16 protein-coding genes are annotated in these 16542 nt (G+C 61.9%); 13 read left to right on the top strand and 3 right to left on the bottom strand.

The window, feature by feature from the left end; translation table 11 throughout:
- Positions 1–13: 13 nt before the first annotated feature.
- On the bottom strand, positions 14–868 hold the full coding sequence (locus tag OVA07_RS13745) for a 3-keto-disaccharide hydrolase (protein WP_268172027.1): 855 nt from the start codon (positions 866–868) through the stop codon (positions 14–16).
- Between OVA07_RS13745 and OVA07_RS13740 the strand changes: the two genes are divergently transcribed.
- Positions 831–1556 carry a TetR family transcriptional regulator C-terminal domain-containing protein gene (locus OVA07_RS13740; protein ID WP_268172026.1) on the top strand — a complete coding sequence of 242 codons (726 nt, stop codon included), beginning with the start codon at positions 831–833 and terminating at the stop codon, positions 1554–1556. The two genes, OVA07_RS13745 and OVA07_RS13740, sit on opposite strands and share 38 nt — an antisense overlap.
- 81 nt (positions 1557–1637) lie before the next feature.
- On the opposite strand, the gene OVA07_RS13735 is transcribed toward OVA07_RS13740, so the two are convergent.
- Positions 1638–1970, bottom strand: a complete 333-nt coding sequence (locus tag OVA07_RS13735; protein ID WP_268172025.1) for a hypothetical protein — start codon at positions 1968–1970, stop codon at positions 1638–1640.
- Between OVA07_RS13735 and OVA07_RS13730 the strand changes: the two genes are divergently transcribed.
- On the top strand, positions 1957–2184 hold the full coding sequence (locus OVA07_RS13730) for a hypothetical protein (RefSeq protein ID WP_268172024.1): 228 nt from the start codon (positions 1957–1959) through the stop codon (positions 2182–2184). The two genes, OVA07_RS13735 and OVA07_RS13730, sit on opposite strands and share 14 nt — an antisense overlap.
- A 141-nt stretch (positions 2185–2325) precedes the next feature.
- On the opposite strand, the gene OVA07_RS13725 is transcribed toward OVA07_RS13730, so the two are convergent.
- Entirely contained in the window at positions 2326–3249 is a 924-nt protein-coding gene (locus tag OVA07_RS13725; RefSeq protein ID WP_268172023.1) for a LysR family transcriptional regulator, read from the bottom strand.
- Between the two features lie 142 nt (positions 3250–3391).
- Here OVA07_RS13725 and OVA07_RS13720 point away from each other — a divergent pair, with 142 nt between their 5' ends.
- The 11 genes from OVA07_RS13720 (at position 3392) to OVA07_RS13670 (ending at position 16532) form a co-directional block, all read left to right on the top strand.
- Positions 3392–4576 carry an acyl-CoA dehydrogenase gene (locus OVA07_RS13720; protein WP_268172022.1) on the top strand — a complete coding sequence of 395 codons (1185 nt, stop codon included), beginning with the start codon at positions 3392–3394 and terminating at the stop codon, positions 4574–4576.
- Complete coding sequence (locus OVA07_RS13715; RefSeq protein ID WP_268172021.1) at positions 4576–5715, top strand: CaiB/BaiF CoA transferase family protein; 1140 nt, start codon at positions 4576–4578, stop codon at positions 5713–5715. The genes OVA07_RS13720 and OVA07_RS13715 overlap by 1 nt, the downstream gene beginning before the upstream one ends.
- A complete protein-coding gene (locus tag OVA07_RS13710; RefSeq protein ID WP_268172020.1) occupies positions 5712–7154 on the top strand; it encodes an aldehyde dehydrogenase family protein in 1443 nt (480 codons plus the stop codon). The genes OVA07_RS13715 and OVA07_RS13710 overlap by 4 nt, the downstream gene beginning before the upstream one ends.
- 218 nt (positions 7155–7372) lie before the next feature.
- Entirely contained in the window at positions 7373–7654 is a 282-nt protein-coding gene (locus OVA07_RS13705) for a c-type cytochrome (protein WP_268172019.1), read from the top strand.
- Complete coding sequence (locus OVA07_RS13700; RefSeq protein ID WP_268172018.1) at positions 7651–9270, top strand: FAD-binding oxidoreductase; 1620 nt, start codon at positions 7651–7653, stop codon at positions 9268–9270. The genes OVA07_RS13705 and OVA07_RS13700 overlap by 4 nt, the downstream gene beginning before the upstream one ends.
- Positions 9267–10445: a cytochrome P450 gene (locus OVA07_RS13695; protein WP_268172017.1), complete on the top strand. Its 1179-nt coding sequence runs from the start codon at positions 9267–9269 to the stop codon at positions 10443–10445. Before OVA07_RS13700 ends, OVA07_RS13695 begins: the two co-directional genes overlap by 4 nt.
- A gap of 96 nt (positions 10446–10541) precedes the next feature.
- Entirely contained in the window at positions 10542–11447 is a 906-nt protein-coding gene (locus OVA07_RS13690) for a LysR family transcriptional regulator (RefSeq protein ID WP_268172016.1), read from the top strand.
- 110 nt (positions 11448–11557) lie between these two features.
- Positions 11558–12874 carry a CitMHS family transporter gene (locus OVA07_RS13685; RefSeq protein ID WP_268172015.1) on the top strand — a complete coding sequence of 439 codons (1317 nt, stop codon included), beginning with the start codon at positions 11558–11560 and terminating at the stop codon, positions 12872–12874.
- Positions 12871–14214 carry an acyclic terpene utilization AtuA family protein gene (locus OVA07_RS13680; RefSeq protein ID WP_268172014.1) on the top strand — a complete coding sequence of 448 codons (1344 nt, stop codon included), beginning with the start codon at positions 12871–12873 and terminating at the stop codon, positions 14212–14214. The genes OVA07_RS13685 and OVA07_RS13680 overlap by 4 nt, the downstream gene beginning before the upstream one ends.
- A gap of 1 nt (position 14215) precedes the next feature.
- Complete coding sequence (locus OVA07_RS13675) at positions 14216–14527, top strand: AtuA-related protein (protein ID WP_268172013.1); 312 nt, start codon at positions 14216–14218, stop codon at positions 14525–14527.
- A 4-nt stretch (positions 14528–14531) separates the two neighbouring features.
- Positions 14532–16532 (top strand): alpha/beta hydrolase domain-containing protein, encoded by a 2001-nt coding sequence (locus OVA07_RS13670; protein WP_268172012.1) that lies wholly within the window; start codon positions 14532–14534, stop codon positions 16530–16532.
- Positions 16533–16542 lie beyond the last annotated feature (10 nt).

Raw genomic sequence — 16542 nt, 5'->3', positions numbered from 1 at the left:
AATTCGGGAAGGGTCAGGAAAGCGGTTTGATGCGGATATTGCGCCAGCGGCACTGCGCGCCCGGTCCCCACCGGGAATCGCCAAAGAAGGCATCGTTATCATGCACTTCCAGCGCGATGTGGCCGCGCGGTCCCAAATAATCGAGCACGCCCTGCGGATCGTAATCGGGCACGTCGATCTTTGCGGTGTCGATTTCGGCAATCTTCAGCCCGTTGACCCATGTGGTGATGACGGGCAGCGCGCCGACGCAGCGGATGCGCACTTCGTTCCAGTCGGCCCACTTCCACACCGCCAGAAAATCCTCGACAGAACCGGCATAGGACAGCCGCTTGATCTTTTCAGGCGTGACTGGTTCCATCGATGTTGCGGGATCATCCGCCTCGATCCCGATCACCGTGCCATCGGCATCGCGGCGGGCGCGCACGGCAAAGGGGACGGCGGAAAAGCTGGCCAGTCCATTGCCGAAAAAGCCGCCGATGCCGCCGGATTTGCGGTGATCGATCAGCACCTGAAACCCGGTCCAGTCCTGAAATTTGCGGCGCAGCATGATGCCGGTGTCGGCAGGCCAGTCAGGCCGCGCATCCAGCACCAGTTCGAAATCGCCAAACGCTTCATCGCTGACCAGATAGCCGCCATAGCCCGGCGTGCCCTGCTGCCCCACGATCATGCCGTCTTCGACATGCCACACGGCGGGGTGCTTTTCCGGTTCGACCGGCGGAGTGATGCCATGCCGCGCGAACAGCGCGTCCAGCCCCGGACCACCGGGATAAAGCGATCCGTAAACCCGCGGTTCGGCGTGCCAGCCTTTCAGGCTTTGTCCGTCAAACAGGTTGGAAAAGCCTGTGTTGTCGAAAGTTTCCAGCTTCATTCCTGTCCCTTCATGTTATGGCCCTTACGCATGTCGCATAATATTTAACGGAATTAAAAAAATGCACCAGAGCAAAGTTTCATCTGGTCGCGGGCGGAAGCGGGACGGCAAATCGCCGGGCTATTCCAAGGGAGCGGCCAAGCGCGAGGAGATCCTTGTCGGGCTGATGAATGCCTTGGCCAAGGGCGAGCTGCGCAACCCACCGCTGCGCGCCATCGGACAGGCTCTTGGGGTGGAACCCGCTCATATCCTGTATTATTTTGAAAGCCGTGAAGACCTGATGCAGGCCGTGATCGTCCGCTGGGACGAAGGAATGGTCGCGAAAAGAGACGGCGAATTCGGGCTGGATACTTATGCTGATGCCGTTGCCAAGAACGTATCGCAGCGGGGGGTGATGCACCTCTATCTGGCCTTTGCCGCTGAAGCGGTCGAGCCTGCGCACCCCGCGCACGAATTTATTCGTCTGCGTTTTGACCGGGTACGTGAGAGTCTGGCGTCGGCGATCCGGCGGGAGCAGGAGGAGGGGACCATCGCAAAGACGATTGACCCCGATGTTGAAGCGCGGCTGCTGATCGCGCTGGCCGATGGCCTGCAATTACAATCGCTTATCGACCCGGATATTGATGCCCTGCGCCATGTGCAGACCGCGATTGCGCAGTTGCGGGCACCAAACCCGAACGGCACCTAAAAGCACCTAACGTCCTCTAAGCGCCGCTAAACCCCTGCAACAGCAGCATAATATCATGCTGGCGCGGGGGTAGGCGTCACATCAGATGGTGACCAGATAGTTGGTGAAGCCGCCGTCGCCAGAGGTGACCCCGTTGATGGCTTCGTTGATGGATTCCAGCGGCCACATTTTTGGTTCTAGCACCGACAGGTCGACCGCGCCGTTGGCGATCAGTCCGGCCATTTCGATGCCTTCGGCGGCGGTGAACCAAACCGAGCCGATCAGTTCCATCTGTTCGTCCATCCACCATTTGACATCGACCGCAAGATCGCCCGCCGCGCCACCGATGTTGACGACGCGCCCGCCGCGCCGGACGCCCATCATCGCGTCCTTCATGGCGGCAAGCGGGGCCTTGGCGCCCATGGTGTCGAGCATCAGGTCTTCACCGCGCGACGGCGTAGATCTTGCCGATGCCGGTGGCGAGCGCGAATGGTTGGACCAGTATTATCTTGAAAGCGTGGCCTCACCGGGCGGGTCGTTCCAGTCTGACCGGATCAGTGACTACTACGTCGATCCTGTCGAGGTGGGATATGGGATGCTGGCTGATGATCCCAACCGCGAATTCATTGGGCACAAGGCGGCAATGTAGCCCCAGTGCGCCGGGTACACAGCTGACCCTGCTGTGGGGCGAACCGGGCAGCAAGCGGCGCACGGTTGAGGCGCACAACTTGCGCGAAATCCGGGTGACAGTGGCACCCGCGCCCTATTTTGAGAAGGTGATTAAGTCCGGTCAGCAGTAGACGGAAGGGTCAGGGCGGGGCAGGCACAGGGCCTGTTCCCGCCAGTTTCGCACAGCCACTTTTATGGCAGGGCGTAGCGTGGAGGATTCGACCAGCACCAGATCCAGTTCGGCACTGTAATCAAGGATGGAAAGATAGGCGATTTCGGGCAGGCGCACGGCGGCAAGCGACGCCGGCACCGGGGCTACGCCCATACCAGCCCCGGCAAGGCCGATGCTGGTGATGAAGTCTGCAGTGGGAATGACGCCGGGCTGGGGAAATCCGCCGATCTGCGCGATGGCTTCGATCACCGCCATCAGGCCGACCTGTTCGTGAAACTGCGGTATGATGAAACGCGATGCGTGCAGTTCAGCGCAGTTTAGCGCAGTATTGCGGGCAAGCGGACTGTCGCGGGAAACCGCCAGCAGCACTGGTTCTCGGTGGATGGGATGGGCAATGGCCCCTTCGGGATAGCTGGGGCGCGGGCGGATGAAGCCCAGGTCGATCCGGCCATTGCCGATTGCCACCAATTGTTCGGGCGTTTCCATGGCTTCGGCCATGATTTCAACCCCCGGCAGCGCGTGGCGCAGGTAGCTGACCAGCCTCTGCATCAGCCCGGTCATCATGGCCGAAAATACAAAGCCCAGACGCAGTGGTCTGGTTTCGCCTTGAAGGATTTGTTTTCCCTGACGTTCGGTGGCGCGCAGATCATCCAGCAAGCGGCGCGCCAGTGGCAGAAACGCCTGCCCTTCCGGCGTCAGGGTAATACGGCTGCGCTGGCCGCGATGCAGCAGCCTGCCGCCCAACTGGTCCTCCAGCCGCATCAGGCGTTTGCTCACCACCGATTGCGTACAGCCCAGCCGGTCTGCCGCCGCAACGAAGTGCTGTTCTTCCACAACTGCCACGAAGGCTTCAAGGCAATCGGGTTCAAGCATGGGCGGGTTCAAGCATGGGCGGGTTCAAGCATGGGTGTATAATTCCATATTGCGATTAAAACTTCAACAATATGCCGTTTCAGAATGATCGGCACGGCTGCATGATCTTCCAGAAGTTGGAGCCAAACATGGGAGAGTGCGCATGGCTGATATCGTTCGTTTCGATTGGGAAGATGCGCTGGGGCTGGATGGCGCGCTGACGGATGAGGAGCGGATGATCGCCGCTTCGGCCCGGACGTTCGCGCAGGACCGGTTGCAGCCCCGGGTAACCGATGCGTTCGAACGCGAATATACCGATCCTGAAATCTTCCGTGAAATGGGCGCGCAGGGCCTGTTGGGGCTGACCCTGCCCGAACGCTATGGCTGCGCCAATTCCAGCTATGTGTCCTATGGCCTTGTCGCGCGCGAGATTGAGCGGGTGGATTCCGGCTATCGTTCGATGATGTCGGTGCAGTCCAGCTTGGTGATGTATCCGATCTTTGCCTATGGGTCTGAAGAACAGGCCGAAAAGTATCTTCCGGGGCTGGCAAGCGGCGAGCTGATCGGTTGTTTCGGGCTGACCGAGCCTGACGCAGGATCGGACCCCGGCGGGATGCGCACGCGGGCTGAAAAGATCGAGGGCGGCTATCGGCTGAACGGTAACAAGACGTGGATCAGCAACGCGCCCATTGCCGATGTCTTCGTGGTCTGGGCAAAGTCTGATGCGCATGGCGGCGCGATCCGGGGCTTCATTCTGGAAAAGGGCATGAAGGGCCTGTCCGCACCCAAGATCGAAGGCAAGCTGTCGCTGCGCGCGTCGATCACGGGCATGATTAACCTTGACGATGTGATCGTGCCCGAAGACGCGCTGCTGCCGGGCGTCGAAGGGTTGAAAGGACCGTTCGGATGCCTGAACCGTGCGCGTTACGGCATTTCGTGGGGGGCGATGGGCGCGGCGGAGTTCTGCTTTGCTGCCGCGCGGCAATACGGTCTTGATCGCAAGCAGTTTGGCAGGCCGCTGGCCGGAACCCAGCTTTACCAAAAGAAGCTGGCTGACATGCTGACCGAAATCACCCTTGGCCTTCATGCGTCGCTGCGGGTTGGTCGGATACTGGACGAAGGCCGCTTTGCGCCGGAAATCGTCAGCCTGGTAAAGCGCAACAATTGCGGCAAGGCGCTGGATATCGCCCGCGCGTCGCGTGATATGCACGGCGGCAACGGCATTTCGCTGGAATATCAGGTGATCCGCCATATGGTGAACCTTGAAACGGTGAACACATATGAAGGCACGCACGACGTTCACGCGCTGATCCTTGGCCGGGCGATCACCGGACTGGCGGCATTCTGATGGCGCTGCCCCCGCTCCATGGCGTCAGGGTAGTGGAATTCGCGCGGATTCTGGCTGGCCCGTGGGCTGGCCAGATCCTTGCCGATCTGGGCGCAGCGGTGATGAAGGTGGAAAGTCCCGCCGGAGATGACACGCGCCAGTGGGGGCCGCCGTTTGTCGACAATGCCGATGGCACCCGCGACGCGGCCTATTTCCACGCGACCAACCGGGGCAAGTCATCAGTCGTGATCGATTTTGCAACCGATGCGGGGCAGCAGGCGGCGCGTGATCTGGTGGCCGAAGCCGATGTGGTGATCGAGAATTTCAAGGTTGGCAGCCTTGCCCGCTATGGGTTGGATTATGCCGCGCTTTCGGCGCTTAACCCCCGACTGGTCTATTGTTCCATCACCGGCTTCGGGCAGGATGGACCCTATGCCCCGCGCGCCGGGTATGACTTCATCGTGCAGGGGATGAGCGGGATCATGGACCTGACCGGCGAACCCGGTGGGCCGCCGCAGAAGATCGGCGTTGCCTATGCCGATATCCTGACCGGGCTGTATTCGGTCATCGCAATACAGGCTGCGTTGGCGGACCGGGCGCGGACGGGGCTTGGCCAGCATATCGACATGGCGCTGTTCGATGTGATGACAGGAACACTGGCCAATCAGGCGATGAACGCTTTCGTCAGCGGCACATCGCCCACGCGGCTAGGCAATGCCCATCCCAATATCGCGCCTTATGCGGCGTTTCCCACGGCGGACAGCTGGTTCATTCTGGCGGTGGGCAATGATGCCCAGTTCCGGCGGTTTTGCGCGGTGGTGGGGATTGAGCCGGGGGACCATCTTGCCACCAATGCCCAGCGTGTGGCGCACCGGGATGAAGTGACCGCGCTGGTGACCGCTGCGACGCGGCAGTGGCAGCGCGATGACCTGTTGATGCGGCTGGAGGCCGAAGGTGTGCCTGCGGGGCCGATCAACACGGTGGGCGAATGTTTTGCCGATCCGCAGATTGTGCATCGCGGGATGCAGCTTGAAATGGAGCGGGCGGGGCAATCGTCGGTCCCCGGTGTCAGACTGCCCATCCGCTTTTCGCGCTCACCACTATCGCCGTCGCGTCCGTCCCCGATGCTGGGCGCCCATGGCAAGGAGCAAGCGGAATGAACGGTCAGCATTACATCGGCGGCGCGTGGATTGATGGTCTGGACTATCAGCCTGATATCAACCCGTCCGACACGCGCGAAGTGGTGGGGCAGTTTCCCATTGGCGGCGTGGACGAAGTGGACGCCGCCGTTGCTGCGGCGCTGTCGGCCAGCCATGCGTGGGCGCGCAGCAATATCCAGCATCGGCATGACATATTGCGCCGCGTGGCCGATGGCATTGCCGCACAGGCGGACCGCATCGCCAATGTGCTGGCCCGCGAAGAAGGCAAGCCTTTGGCCGAAGCGCTGGCGGAAGTGAACCGGGCCAGCCAGATTTTCAGCTTCTTCGCCGGGGAATGCCTGCGCCTGACCGGCGAAAAACTCCCTTCCGTCCGCGATGGCGTGGAGGTGGAGGTGACGCGCGAGCCGGTGGGCGTTGTGGGCGTGATTGCGCCGTGGAACTTTCCGATAGCGATCCCTGCATGGAAGATTGCCCCGGCGCTGGCCTATGGCAACGCGGTGGTGTTCAAGCCTGCCGATCTTGCCCCCGCCACATCGCTGTTGCTGGCGCGGATTATCGACGGGGCAGGGCTGCCGCCGGGGGTGTTCAACCTTGTATTCGGCAAGGGCAGGGTCGTCGGCAATGCCATCGTGTCGCACCCCGGCGTCGATGCGATCAGCTTTACCGGCTCAGTCAACGTGGGGCGGGGAATTGCCGCCGATTGCGTGGCGGGGCCTTCGATGAAGAAGTTCCAGCTTGAAATGGGGGGCAAGAACCCGCTGGTCGTGCTGGACGATGCGGACCTTGATCTGGCGGTGTCAGTGGCGCTGAACGGGGCTTATCTTTCCACCGGCCAGCGTTGCACCGCGCCGGAGCGGTTTATCGTGACGGACGGCGTGCATGATCGCTTTGTGGCCCGACTTGTCGATGGCTTGCGCGCGATGAAGGTGGGGCATGCGCTGGCACCGGATACGGTCATCGGGCCAGTCGTCAGCGAGGCGCAACTGGAAAGCAATCTGGGCTTTGTCCAGCGGGGACGTGAGGAAGGCGCGAAGCTGGTGTTCGGCGGTGAGCCGGTGACGGGGGAAACGCCGGGATTCTATATGACACCCGCGTTGTTCACCGATGCCGATAACGCCATGGAATTGGCGCGTGACGAGATATTCGGCCCGGTGGCCTGTGTGATCCGGGCGAGGGATTACGACCATGCGCTGGCACTTGCCAACGATACGCCCTTTGGCCTGACGGCGGGCATCTGCACATCCAGCCTGAAACACGCGGCGCATTTCCGCCGCAACAGCCGGGCCGGGATGGTCATGGTCAACCTGCCCACGGCAGGCGTGGATTACCACGTCCCGTTCGGCGGGCGCGGCAGTTCCAGCTATGGCGCGCGTGAGCAGGGCCGGTATGCCGCCGAGTTCTTCACATCGGTCAAGACGGCCTATCTCTATGCGGGATAGGCGGCGGGCATTACCCGCACGACGTCCGCCGATTATGCCGGAAAATGCCCTCGAATATTAAACTTGACGTTTTGTAAGGTTGAATCCATCATCTCCTCAATCTGAAAGATAAGCCCGTTTCATCGGGCATGTTTTGGGCGGCCTGACAGGCCGGTGTTTGGGAGAGATGGATTATGCCTGCTTTGGCATGGTTCCGGCGATGGGCCGGGCGTTTCCTTGTGGCTTCAGCAATAGCGCATCCTGCCTTGGCGGCGCCGGGCGCACCGCCCCGTGCGCCTGAAGCGATCTATGCCAAAACATGCGGTTACTGCCACGGGCAACACGTTGCACCGATCATTCGTGGACGGGGTTTGCCGCCCGAAATCATCACGCAATATGTCCGGACCGGGCCGCGTGCGATGCCGGCATTCCGCCCGACGGAAATCAGCGATGCCGAACTGAAAGCGCTGGCGAAATGGGTCAGCACATCAAAGGCAGATCCGAAGGAGCATGGCCAATGAGCGGATTTTCCCGTCGTGATCTGATACGCACCGGGGCTGTGGGCGCGGCCATGCTGGGGTCGAGCGCCTTTGCATCGCCGCTGGATGGCCCGCGCCAGTTGCCCGCGCATCTGGACAAGGGCGTGTTCGCCGCTGCGGTGAAGGAACTGCGCGCGGTGGTCGGTGCCGAATGGGTCTTTGCTGATCCTGAAAGCACGCTGCCCTATGCCAAAAGCTTCATTCCCGATCCGCGCCATGAACACGTTCCTTCGGGCGCGGTGGCTCCGGCATCGGTGGAAGAAGTGCAGGCGATCCTGAAGGTTGCCAACAAATATAAGCTGCCGCTGTGGACTGTCTCCACCGGCAAGAACATGGGCTATGGCTGTGCAACGCCCGCTAGCAGCGGGCAGATGATCCTTGATCTGAAGCGCATGAACCGGATCATCGAAATCGATGCCGAACTGGGCACCGCACTGGTGGAACCGGGCGTAACCTATCAGGATTTGCACGATTATCTGGCCGAGCATAACCTGCCCTACTGGCTGGATGTGCCCACGGTTGGTCCCATCGTTTCGCCAGTGGGCAATACGCTGGAGCGCGGGGTGGGCTATACCCCTTATGGCGATCACTTCTTCATGCAATGCGGCATGGAAGTGGTGCTGGCCGACGGAACGGTGGTGCGCACCGGCATGGGCAGCGTCAAGGATTCCACCACCTGGCAGGCGTTCAAATGGGGCTATGGGCCATACCTGGACGGCATCTTTACCCAGTCCAACTTTGGCGTGGTGACCAAGATGGGCTTTTGGCTGATGCCCAAGCCGCCCGCGTTCAAGCCGTTCATGGTGCGGCACAACGAAATGACGGACGTTGCCAAGATCGTTGATGCCATGCGCCCGTTCCGCATGAACAACCTGATCCCCAACGTGGTGCTGATGATGGGCGCGGCCTATCAGATTGCCATGTTCCACCGCCGCGAGGAATTGTGGGACAAGCCTGAAAGCATTCCCGATGACGTGGTGCGCGCCTTTGCCAACAAACACGGGCTGGGCATGTGGAACACCTATTTCGCGCTTTACGGCACTGACGAGATCATTGCCGCGGTCGAACCCATTGTGCGCGGGGCGTTCGAGGCTTCAGGCGGGGAAGTGCTGACCGAAAAGGAGATGGGCGGGAACCTGTGGTTTGAACACCACAAGAACCTGATGAGCGGGCAGCTTACGCTTGAAGAAAAGGGCATCATGCGCTGGCGCGGTGGCGGCATGGTATGCTTTGCCCCGGTCGCCCCTGCCAAGGGGGCGGAAACCAGCCAGCAGACTGCGTTGGCCAAGGAAATTCTGGGCCGCTACAACTTCGATTACAATTGCGCCTACGCCATTGGCGGACGCGAACTGCATCATCTGATCTTCCTGTTGTATGACAAGGACGACAAGGTCGAGGAGCAGAAGGCCGACGATTGTATGCGCGAAATGATTACGCGTTTTGGCGAACGTGGCTGGGCCAGCTATCGCACCGGGGTCAACACGATGGACCTTGTGGCGCAGCAATACGGACAGGCCAACCGCGATCTGAATGCGCGGTTGAAGCAGGCGCTGGACCCCAACCACATCCTGTCGCCCGGCAAGCAGGGCATCGCATGACTGTGCCTGCCAGCAGCATCGACCTTTTCGGTGATGCCGTGCTGGCAGACCCGTGGCCCGCCTATCGCAATTTGCGCGATAGCGGGTCTGCGGTTTGGCTTGAGCAGACCGGCGTCTGGTTTATCGGCCGGTTTGCCGATGTGCGACGGGCGTTGAATGATTGGCAGGTGTTTTCGTCGGCGCAGGGGATTGGCTTCAATCCGGTGATCAACACTGCATGGACTGAAGCGCTGATCTGCCAGGATCCGCCGATTCATACCGAGCGGCGCAAGCTGATGATGGAGGCGCTTAGCCCCGCAGCGCTGAAGCCGGTGGCCGACAACATCAGCCGCCGCGCCGATGCACTGGCCGACCGGATTGCAGAACGTGGGCATTTTGACGGGGTGGCGGATTTTGCCCATGACCTGCCCATTGGCGTGGTGATGGATCTGATCGGCTGGCCCGAAGCTGTGCGGCCGGCGCTGCTGGAACTGGCATCGGGATCATGGAATGCTGCCGGGCCTGCCAACGCCCGGATGCAAACCGGGCTGGGCGGTTTGCAGGATATGATGGGCCTGCTGGCTGGTATCTATGATGAGGGGCGCGTACAGCCGGGTGGCTTTGCCGAAAAGCTGATTGCCGCATCGCGCGACGGCAAGATAACGCGCGATACCGCCATCGGTATGCTGGCAGGGTATGTCGTAGCCGCGTTTGAAACCACGATCAGCGCAATGGCGGCGGGCATCTATCTGTTCGCGCAAAATCCTGCCGAATGGGACAAATTGCGCGCCGATTCCGGTCTTGCCATGGTGGCGGCGAATGAGATCGTCCGCATGGAAACGCCGCTGCAGAACTTTGCGCGGGTGACGACGCAGGATGCCGAGCTTTCGGACGGAAGCGTGGTGCCAGCAGGGGCGCGGGTGTGCGTGTCTTATGCCAGCGCTAACCGGGATGAGCGGCAGTTCAGCCAGCCGGACCTGTTCGACATTACCCGCCGGGAAAAGCAGAACCTGGGCTTTGGCCACGGTCCGCATGGCTGCGCCGGACAGGGCCTTGCGCGAATGGAACTGGCCGCGGTGTTCACCGCGCTGTCTCGCCGCATATCCCGCATCGAATTGACCGATCCTGCTGAGCGCGCGCTGAACAATATCTCGCGTTCATTCAGCCGTTTGCCCGCGCGCGCAATTCCCGGCTAGCGCTGCATCCCGGCACGATTGCCCTTGTCGTCTGCGCGCCCTACACCGCGCAGACGACAAGCGATGTATGGGGTTACGATGGCCAGAGCGCCCAGTATGAGCAGCCTGCGCCTGTTCCTTCAGGTGGCCCGGACATGTAGTTTCAGCGAAACGGCGCGGGTTTCCAACCTGTCGCAGCCTGCGCTCAGCCGCACGATCAAGCTGCTGGAACAAGACCTTGGGGTTCGGTTGTTTGATCGTAATTCGCGCAATGTGAACCTGACCGATGCAGGGCGCGCGCTCTTGCCGATTGTCGAACGGCTGACCGCCGATTTCGATTCTGCTTTCCGCGAACTGGACCAGACGTTCAGCGGTGAGCGCGGGCGCGTGGTGGTAGGAGCACTGCCATCGGTGGCGGCGGACCTCTTGCCGCGCGCCATTGCACGGTTCCTTGAAATGCGGTCGCGCGTGGAAGTCATCGTGCGCGAAAACCTGACCGGCAGCCTGTTGCAGAACCTTCAGGACCGCACCATCGACCTTTCGATCACGACGCCGCCCATCGGCAACGATGCCATCTTCTTCGAGCCATTGTTCGAGGACGAATATGTGCTGGTGTGCCGTCCGGACGATCTTCAACGCATTTCCGACCCTGCGCCGTGGCAGGCGTTCCGGCAATTGCCGTTCATCGCCATGGAGCAGCGCAGCAGCGTTCGGATGCTGACCGACGCAACCTTTTCCGCTGCCGGAATAGAAACGCCCGCGCGGTTCGAATGTACCCAGCTTGCCACGGTGGGCGGGCTGATTGGCGAAGGGTTGGGCATTTCCTTGCTGCCCCGCTCGACGCTTGGCCTTGTGTCGGTGGGCAAGAAGATTGCATGGCGCGCGATGGAAGCGCCGACTGCATCGCGCACGATCGGCGTTTGTACGCTGGCTGACCGCACGCTGCCCCCTGCAGGACAGGCGTTTCGCGCGCTTTTGATCCGCATGGCGATGGATGATGCGGCGTTCAATGCAAATTGCTGATTAATCTATCAGATAACTCTAATTGTTGGATTGATCCGCCTGTTGCATGAAAGAGGCCGATAAGGCGTGCGCCAGTTGGGCAAGAGCCACATGGGCGGGAGAGTGGTTGAATGCTGGTCGTGGTTGCGATGGCGACACTGCTGCTGCTTTTGGCGGCAATCCTGTCAAATCGCGTGTCTCCGCTTGTCGCGCTGATCCTTATTCCCTGTCTTGCCGCGCTGGTTCTGGGGCAGGGGGGATTGATCCCCGCGCAGGTCATTGCCGGTATCGGGCAGATCGCGCCCATCGCCGGGATGTTCGTTTTCGCCATCCTGTTTTTCGGCATCATGACCGATGTGGGGCTGCTGGCCCCGCTAGTGCGCGGCATTCTGGCGCTGGTGGGCAAGCGTCCTTCGCGGATCACGCTGGGCACGGCGGCCCTGGCATTGCTGATCCATCTCGACGGGTCGGGCGTGGTGTGTTTTCTGGTGACGATCCCCGCCTTGCGCCCGTTGTATGACGAATTGGGTATGGACCGCCGCGTGCTGGCCTGCACGGCATCGATGGCAGCCGGGGTAAACTTCCTGCCGTGGACCGGGCCAACGGTGCGTGCGGCGGCTTCGCTCAAGCTTTCCGTCAGCGACATCTTTGCGCCGCTGGTGTGGGTGCAATTGGTCGGGCTGGCCTTTGTGTTTGCGGCATCGTGGTATCTGGGAATGCGGGAAGAACGTCGGCTGGGCCTTGGTGCGCAATCGGCGGCAGATGCACGCGATGTGGTGCCGGCCAGCGATGTTCTGGCTGCCCATGGCGGCGATCCTGCCAATCTGCGCCCACGAATGTTTCTGGCAAACCTTGCGCTGACGCTCGCCGTGGTGGCGCTGATGGTCACCGGCGTGGCTGAACCGGTGGTAGTGTTTATGGTGGGCACTGCCATTGCGCTTGCCATGAACTATCCCGCACCCGCCAAACAGCGCGAACGGATAGAAGCCCATGCTCCGGCGGCGATGCTGATGGTGGGGGTGCTGCTGGCGGCTGGGGCCTTTACCGGCATCCTGAATGGCAGTGGCATGATAAAGGCGCTGGCGGGGGCAAGCGTGTCGCTGGTGCCCGAAGGACTGGGCGCGCATATTCCGGTAATCCTTGCCACTATCGCCATGCCGCTCAGCCTGGTGTTCGATCCTGACAGCTTTTACTTCGGCGTATTGCCGGTGGTGGCCGAAGTGGCAGGGCACTATGGGGTTGCGCCCGTAAAGGTGGCGCAGGCGGCCTTGCTGGGGCAGATGACCACGGGCTTTCCGGTCAGCCCACTGACGCCTGCGACGTTCCTTGTCGCGGGGTTGAGCGGGATTGAACTTGGCGCACACCAACGCTTTTCCATTCCATGGCTGTTTGCAGCTTCGCTGGTGATGACGGTGGCGGCTGTCGTGCTGGGAGTATTCGGAGCATGAGCGGGCGCACCATCCGCATTGGCGCAGGTGCCGGATTTTCGGGCGACCGCATCGAACCGGCGATTGATCTGCTGGAGCATGGCCAGCTTGATTATCTGGCCTTTGAATGTCTGGCCGAACGCACCATCGGACTGGCGCAGGCTGCGCGGCAGGCCGATCCGGCAGGCGGGTTTGATCCTTTGCTGGAAGCGCGGCTGGGCGCGGCGCTGCCCGTGGCGCACCGCAATGGCGTGCGGATTATCAGCAATATGGGCGCGGCCAATCCTGCCGCCGCCGCGCAAGAAACCGCTCGCATCGCACGCGACCTTGGCCTGAAGGGGTATCGCACCGCCGCCGTGTTGGGCGATGATGTGCTGGACCTGATCATGGCGCAGGACTTCGCCCTGATCGATCGCCCCGGTAGCAGCCGCGATCTTGGTAACGCGGTGGTGTCTGCCAATGCCTATATGGGCGTGGAAGGCATTGTTTCCGCGCTAGAAATGGGGGCCGATACGGTGCTGACCGGGCGGGTGTGCGATCCGGCGCTGTTCCTTGCGCCGCTGGTCCATGCATTCGGCTGGTCGATGGATGATTGGGATCGGCTGGGGCAGGGCACGATGATCGGTCACTTGCTGGAATGTGCAGGCCAGCTTTGCGGCGGATACTTCGCCGATCCGGGGGTGAAGGACGTGCCCAATCTCGCCCGGCTGGGCTTTCCCATGGCCGATGTCGATGTCGATGGCGGGGTGATCTTTTCCAAGCTGGCAAGTGCAGGCGGTGCGTTTACAGAAGCGAGTTGCAAGGAGCAGCTCCTTTATGAAATCCTTGATCCTGCGGCCTATCTGCAGGCTGATGTGGTGGCCGATTTCCGCGATGTAAGGATCGCCGGCGTTGGGCCTGACCGGGTGCAAGTTACCGGCGCGCGCGGGCTGATGCGCCCCGACCGGCTTAAAGTGTCGATCTGCTACGAAGACGGATACATCGGGGAAGGGCAGATATCCTATGCCGGTCCGGGTGCGGCTGCGCGTGGTGCGCTGGCGCTCGATATCGTGCGTGAACGGCTGCGGATGCGCGGCGTCGATACGGCAACGATGCAGTTCGAGATGATCGGCGTGAATGCGGTGGATCGGCGCTTTGCACAAAATGCCGCAGAACCCGGCGAAGTGCGCGCGCGTGTCGTGGGACGGGCAGAAAGCCTTGCTCAAGCCGAACGTATCGGGGCCGAGGTTGAGGCGCTTTACACCAACGGACCGATGGGCGGCGGTGGTGTCAGCCGTTCTGTCCGCAAGGTGCTGGCCGTGGCATCGACGCTGATCGATCGTCGGCTGGTCGTTCCGCGCGTGCAGATCGAGGTGGCATGACATGATCCTGCGTGACATTGCCCATGTGCGAACCGGTGACAAAGGCGATACCTCGCAGATCGCGGTGTTCGCCTATCGTGCGCATGATTACCCCGCACTGCTGCGCGTGCTGACGGTAGAGCGCATTGCCGCGCACCTGCCGCATCTGCCCTGCCGCCGCATCGAACGCTTTGAATTGCCCGGCCTTCATGCGCTGAATTTCGTGCTGGAGGGCGCGCTTGCGGGCGGGGTCACCCGGTCGCTGGCGCTTGATCCGCACGGCAAGACGCTGGGCGCGCAGCTTCTCGACATTCCGATTTCACCTGAGGCCTGATCCCATGACCCATCATCGATTTCTTGCGCTGGCAGGCCTGTCGGCGCTGGCATTTGTGCAGGCGCAGGACGCCGATGCGCGCGTGGTGCGCCTGCAGGTGGACAGCGTGAAGCCGGCGCCCGCCGTAACAGGGGCGGCGGCTTACGAGATCGTATCCGGGCACTTTGAGGGCGCTGTCGACCCGCGCGATGCTGCCAACGCAATTATTACCGACATTGCCCATGCCCCGCGCAATGCTGCGGGTTTTGTCGAATATCGCGCGACGTTCCGTCTTGCCCGCCCGGTAGATGGTGCCAGCGCCAGCGGCGTATTGTTCTATGACGTGCCCAATCGCGGCAATGGCGATGTGGCGGCAGACCCCGATGGCCATGTGCGCGTTATCAGCGGCTGGCAGGGCGATCTGCCCACGGATGCGGGTCTTCAGACGGTTGCGGTACCAGTGGCTAAGGGCGCGGGCGGCAAGGCGTTGACTGGCCCCGTGCTGACCCGGTTTCAGGATATTGCGGCGGGCACCAACACGGTGGCAATCACCGGCAGCATCGGCAGGCCAACGCCGCGCCCTGCGCTGCTGTCGCTCGATACCCGAAAGGCGCGGCTGTTCTATGAAATCAAGGGTAGCGCCACACGCCATGCCATTGCCCCGCGCGACTGGGCCTTTGCAAATTGCGCGAATGTGCCGTTTCCCGGCACACCCGATCCACACAAGCTATGCCTGCGCACAGGGTTTGCGCCTGATCGGGCCTATACTCTGGTCTATACTGGCAAAGACCCGCTGGTTCTCGGGCTGGGCCTTGCCGCCACGCGCGATCTGGTGGCGTTCCTGCGCCATGCCAAAACGGATGATGCGGGCGTGCCAAATCCTGCGGGCACTATTCGCTGGACCGTGGCCAGTGGCACGTCGCAATCCGGCAACTTCCTGAAAAGCTTCGTCAACCTTGGCTTCAATGCCGATGAGGCGAGGCGGATCGTGTTTGACGGGATCAACCCCAATATCGCGGCGCGGCAGGTTCCGCTGAACCTCAGGTTCGGCGTGCCCGGCGGTGCGGCGCGCCCGTTCGAACCCGGCAGCGAAGGCAGCCTGTGGTGGTCGCCCTATGATGACAAGATGCGCGGGCTGGGCAGGACCAGCCTGCTGGACCGCTGCAATGCCAGCAACACCTGCCCCAAGGTGATCGAGACATTCGGTTCGGCCGAATTCTGGGGCCTGCGCATGGCACCGGGGCTGATCGGCACTGATGCAAAAGCGGACGTGCCGCTGCCCGCCAATGTGCGCCGCTATTACTTCCCCAGCGTTACCCACGGTGGATCGTGGACCGGCGGATTCAAGCCTGCGGGCGATGGCGCGATTCCGGGTTGCCGCCTTCCGGGCAACCCCAACCCATCGCTGGAAAGCCTGCGCGCCGCACAGGCCATGCTGGTGAACTGGGTGCGTAGCGGGACAGAACCCAAACCCAGCGTTTATCCCACCATTGCCAGCGGCGATCTGGTTCTGCCTACCGCAGCGGCAATCGGCTGGCCCGCCATTCCCGGCGCGCCCGATCCCGCCCGCATGCTGAACGCCATGCCCGACTATGGCTTCGGCAAGAGCTTCCACCATCGTGATATCAGCGGTGTGATTTCCACACAGCCGCCGGTTCAGCGCGGCACGATTGCGCAAATGGTCCCGCGCGTGAATGCCGATGGAAACGAACTGTCCGGCATTCCCTCAGTCCAGTTACAGGTGCCGCTAGGCACCTATCTTGGCTGGAATGAAGCTGTCAGCGGGTTCGAGGCTGGCGGCGGCTGCGGCTTTGCCGGGGGCTTTATTCCCTTTGCCCGCACCCGCGCCGAACGTCTTGCCCGCAACGATCCACGAGCGTCGCTTGAGGAACGCTATGGCAATCACGACGGCTTTGTGGCGCAAGTACGGCAGGCCATCGAACAGCAGAAAGCCGCAGGCTGGTTGCTACCCCGCGATGCCGACCGCTTGCTGAAACAGGCCCAGAACAGCGATGTTCTACGCTGACCGGTGTGGC

Source organism: Novosphingobium sp. SL115, assembly GCF_026672515.1.
Taxonomy (GTDB): Bacteria; Pseudomonadota; Alphaproteobacteria; order Sphingomonadales; family Sphingomonadaceae; genus Novosphingobium.
The sequence above is the reverse complement of the archived record's forward strand: the minus strand, read 5'-3'. Positions and strand labels throughout refer to the sequence as shown.

Coding starts and splice junctions, on each gene's coding strand:
- OVA07_RS13745 (WP_268172027.1), bottom strand. CDS start 868: ATGAAGCTGGAAACTTTCGACAACACAGGCTTTTCCAACCTGTTTGAC.
- OVA07_RS13730 (WP_268172024.1), top strand. CDS start 1,957: ATGGTGTCGAGCATCAGGTCTTCACCGCGCGACGGCGTAGATCTTGCC.
- OVA07_RS13735 (WP_268172025.1), bottom strand. CDS start 1,970: ATGCTCGACACCATGGGCGCCAAGGCCCCGCTTGCCGCCATGAAGGAC.
- OVA07_RS13725 (WP_268172023.1), bottom strand. CDS start 3,249: ATGCTTGAACCCGATTGCCTTGAAGCCTTCGTGGCAGTTGTGGAAGAA.
- OVA07_RS13720 (WP_268172022.1), top strand. CDS start 3,392: ATGGCTGATATCGTTCGTTTCGATTGGGAAGATGCGCTGGGGCTGGAT.
- OVA07_RS13715 (WP_268172021.1), top strand. CDS start 4,576: ATGGCGCTGCCCCCGCTCCATGGCGTCAGGGTAGTGGAATTCGCGCGG.
- OVA07_RS13710 (WP_268172020.1), top strand. CDS start 5,712: ATGAACGGTCAGCATTACATCGGCGGCGCGTGGATTGATGGTCTGGAC.
- OVA07_RS13700 (WP_268172018.1), top strand. CDS start 7,651: ATGAGCGGATTTTCCCGTCGTGATCTGATACGCACCGGGGCTGTGGGC.
- OVA07_RS13695 (WP_268172017.1), top strand. CDS start 9,267: ATGACTGTGCCTGCCAGCAGCATCGACCTTTTCGGTGATGCCGTGCTG.
- OVA07_RS13690 (WP_268172016.1), top strand. CDS start 10,542: ATGAGCAGCCTGCGCCTGTTCCTTCAGGTGGCCCGGACATGTAGTTTC.
- OVA07_RS13685 (WP_268172015.1), top strand. CDS start 11,558: ATGCTGGTCGTGGTTGCGATGGCGACACTGCTGCTGCTTTTGGCGGCA.
- OVA07_RS13680 (WP_268172014.1), top strand. CDS start 12,871: ATGAGCGGGCGCACCATCCGCATTGGCGCAGGTGCCGGATTTTCGGGC.
- OVA07_RS13675 (WP_268172013.1), top strand. CDS start 14,216: ATGATCCTGCGTGACATTGCCCATGTGCGAACCGGTGACAAAGGCGAT.
- OVA07_RS13670 (WP_268172012.1), top strand. CDS start 14,532: ATGACCCATCATCGATTTCTTGCGCTGGCAGGCCTGTCGGCGCTGGCA.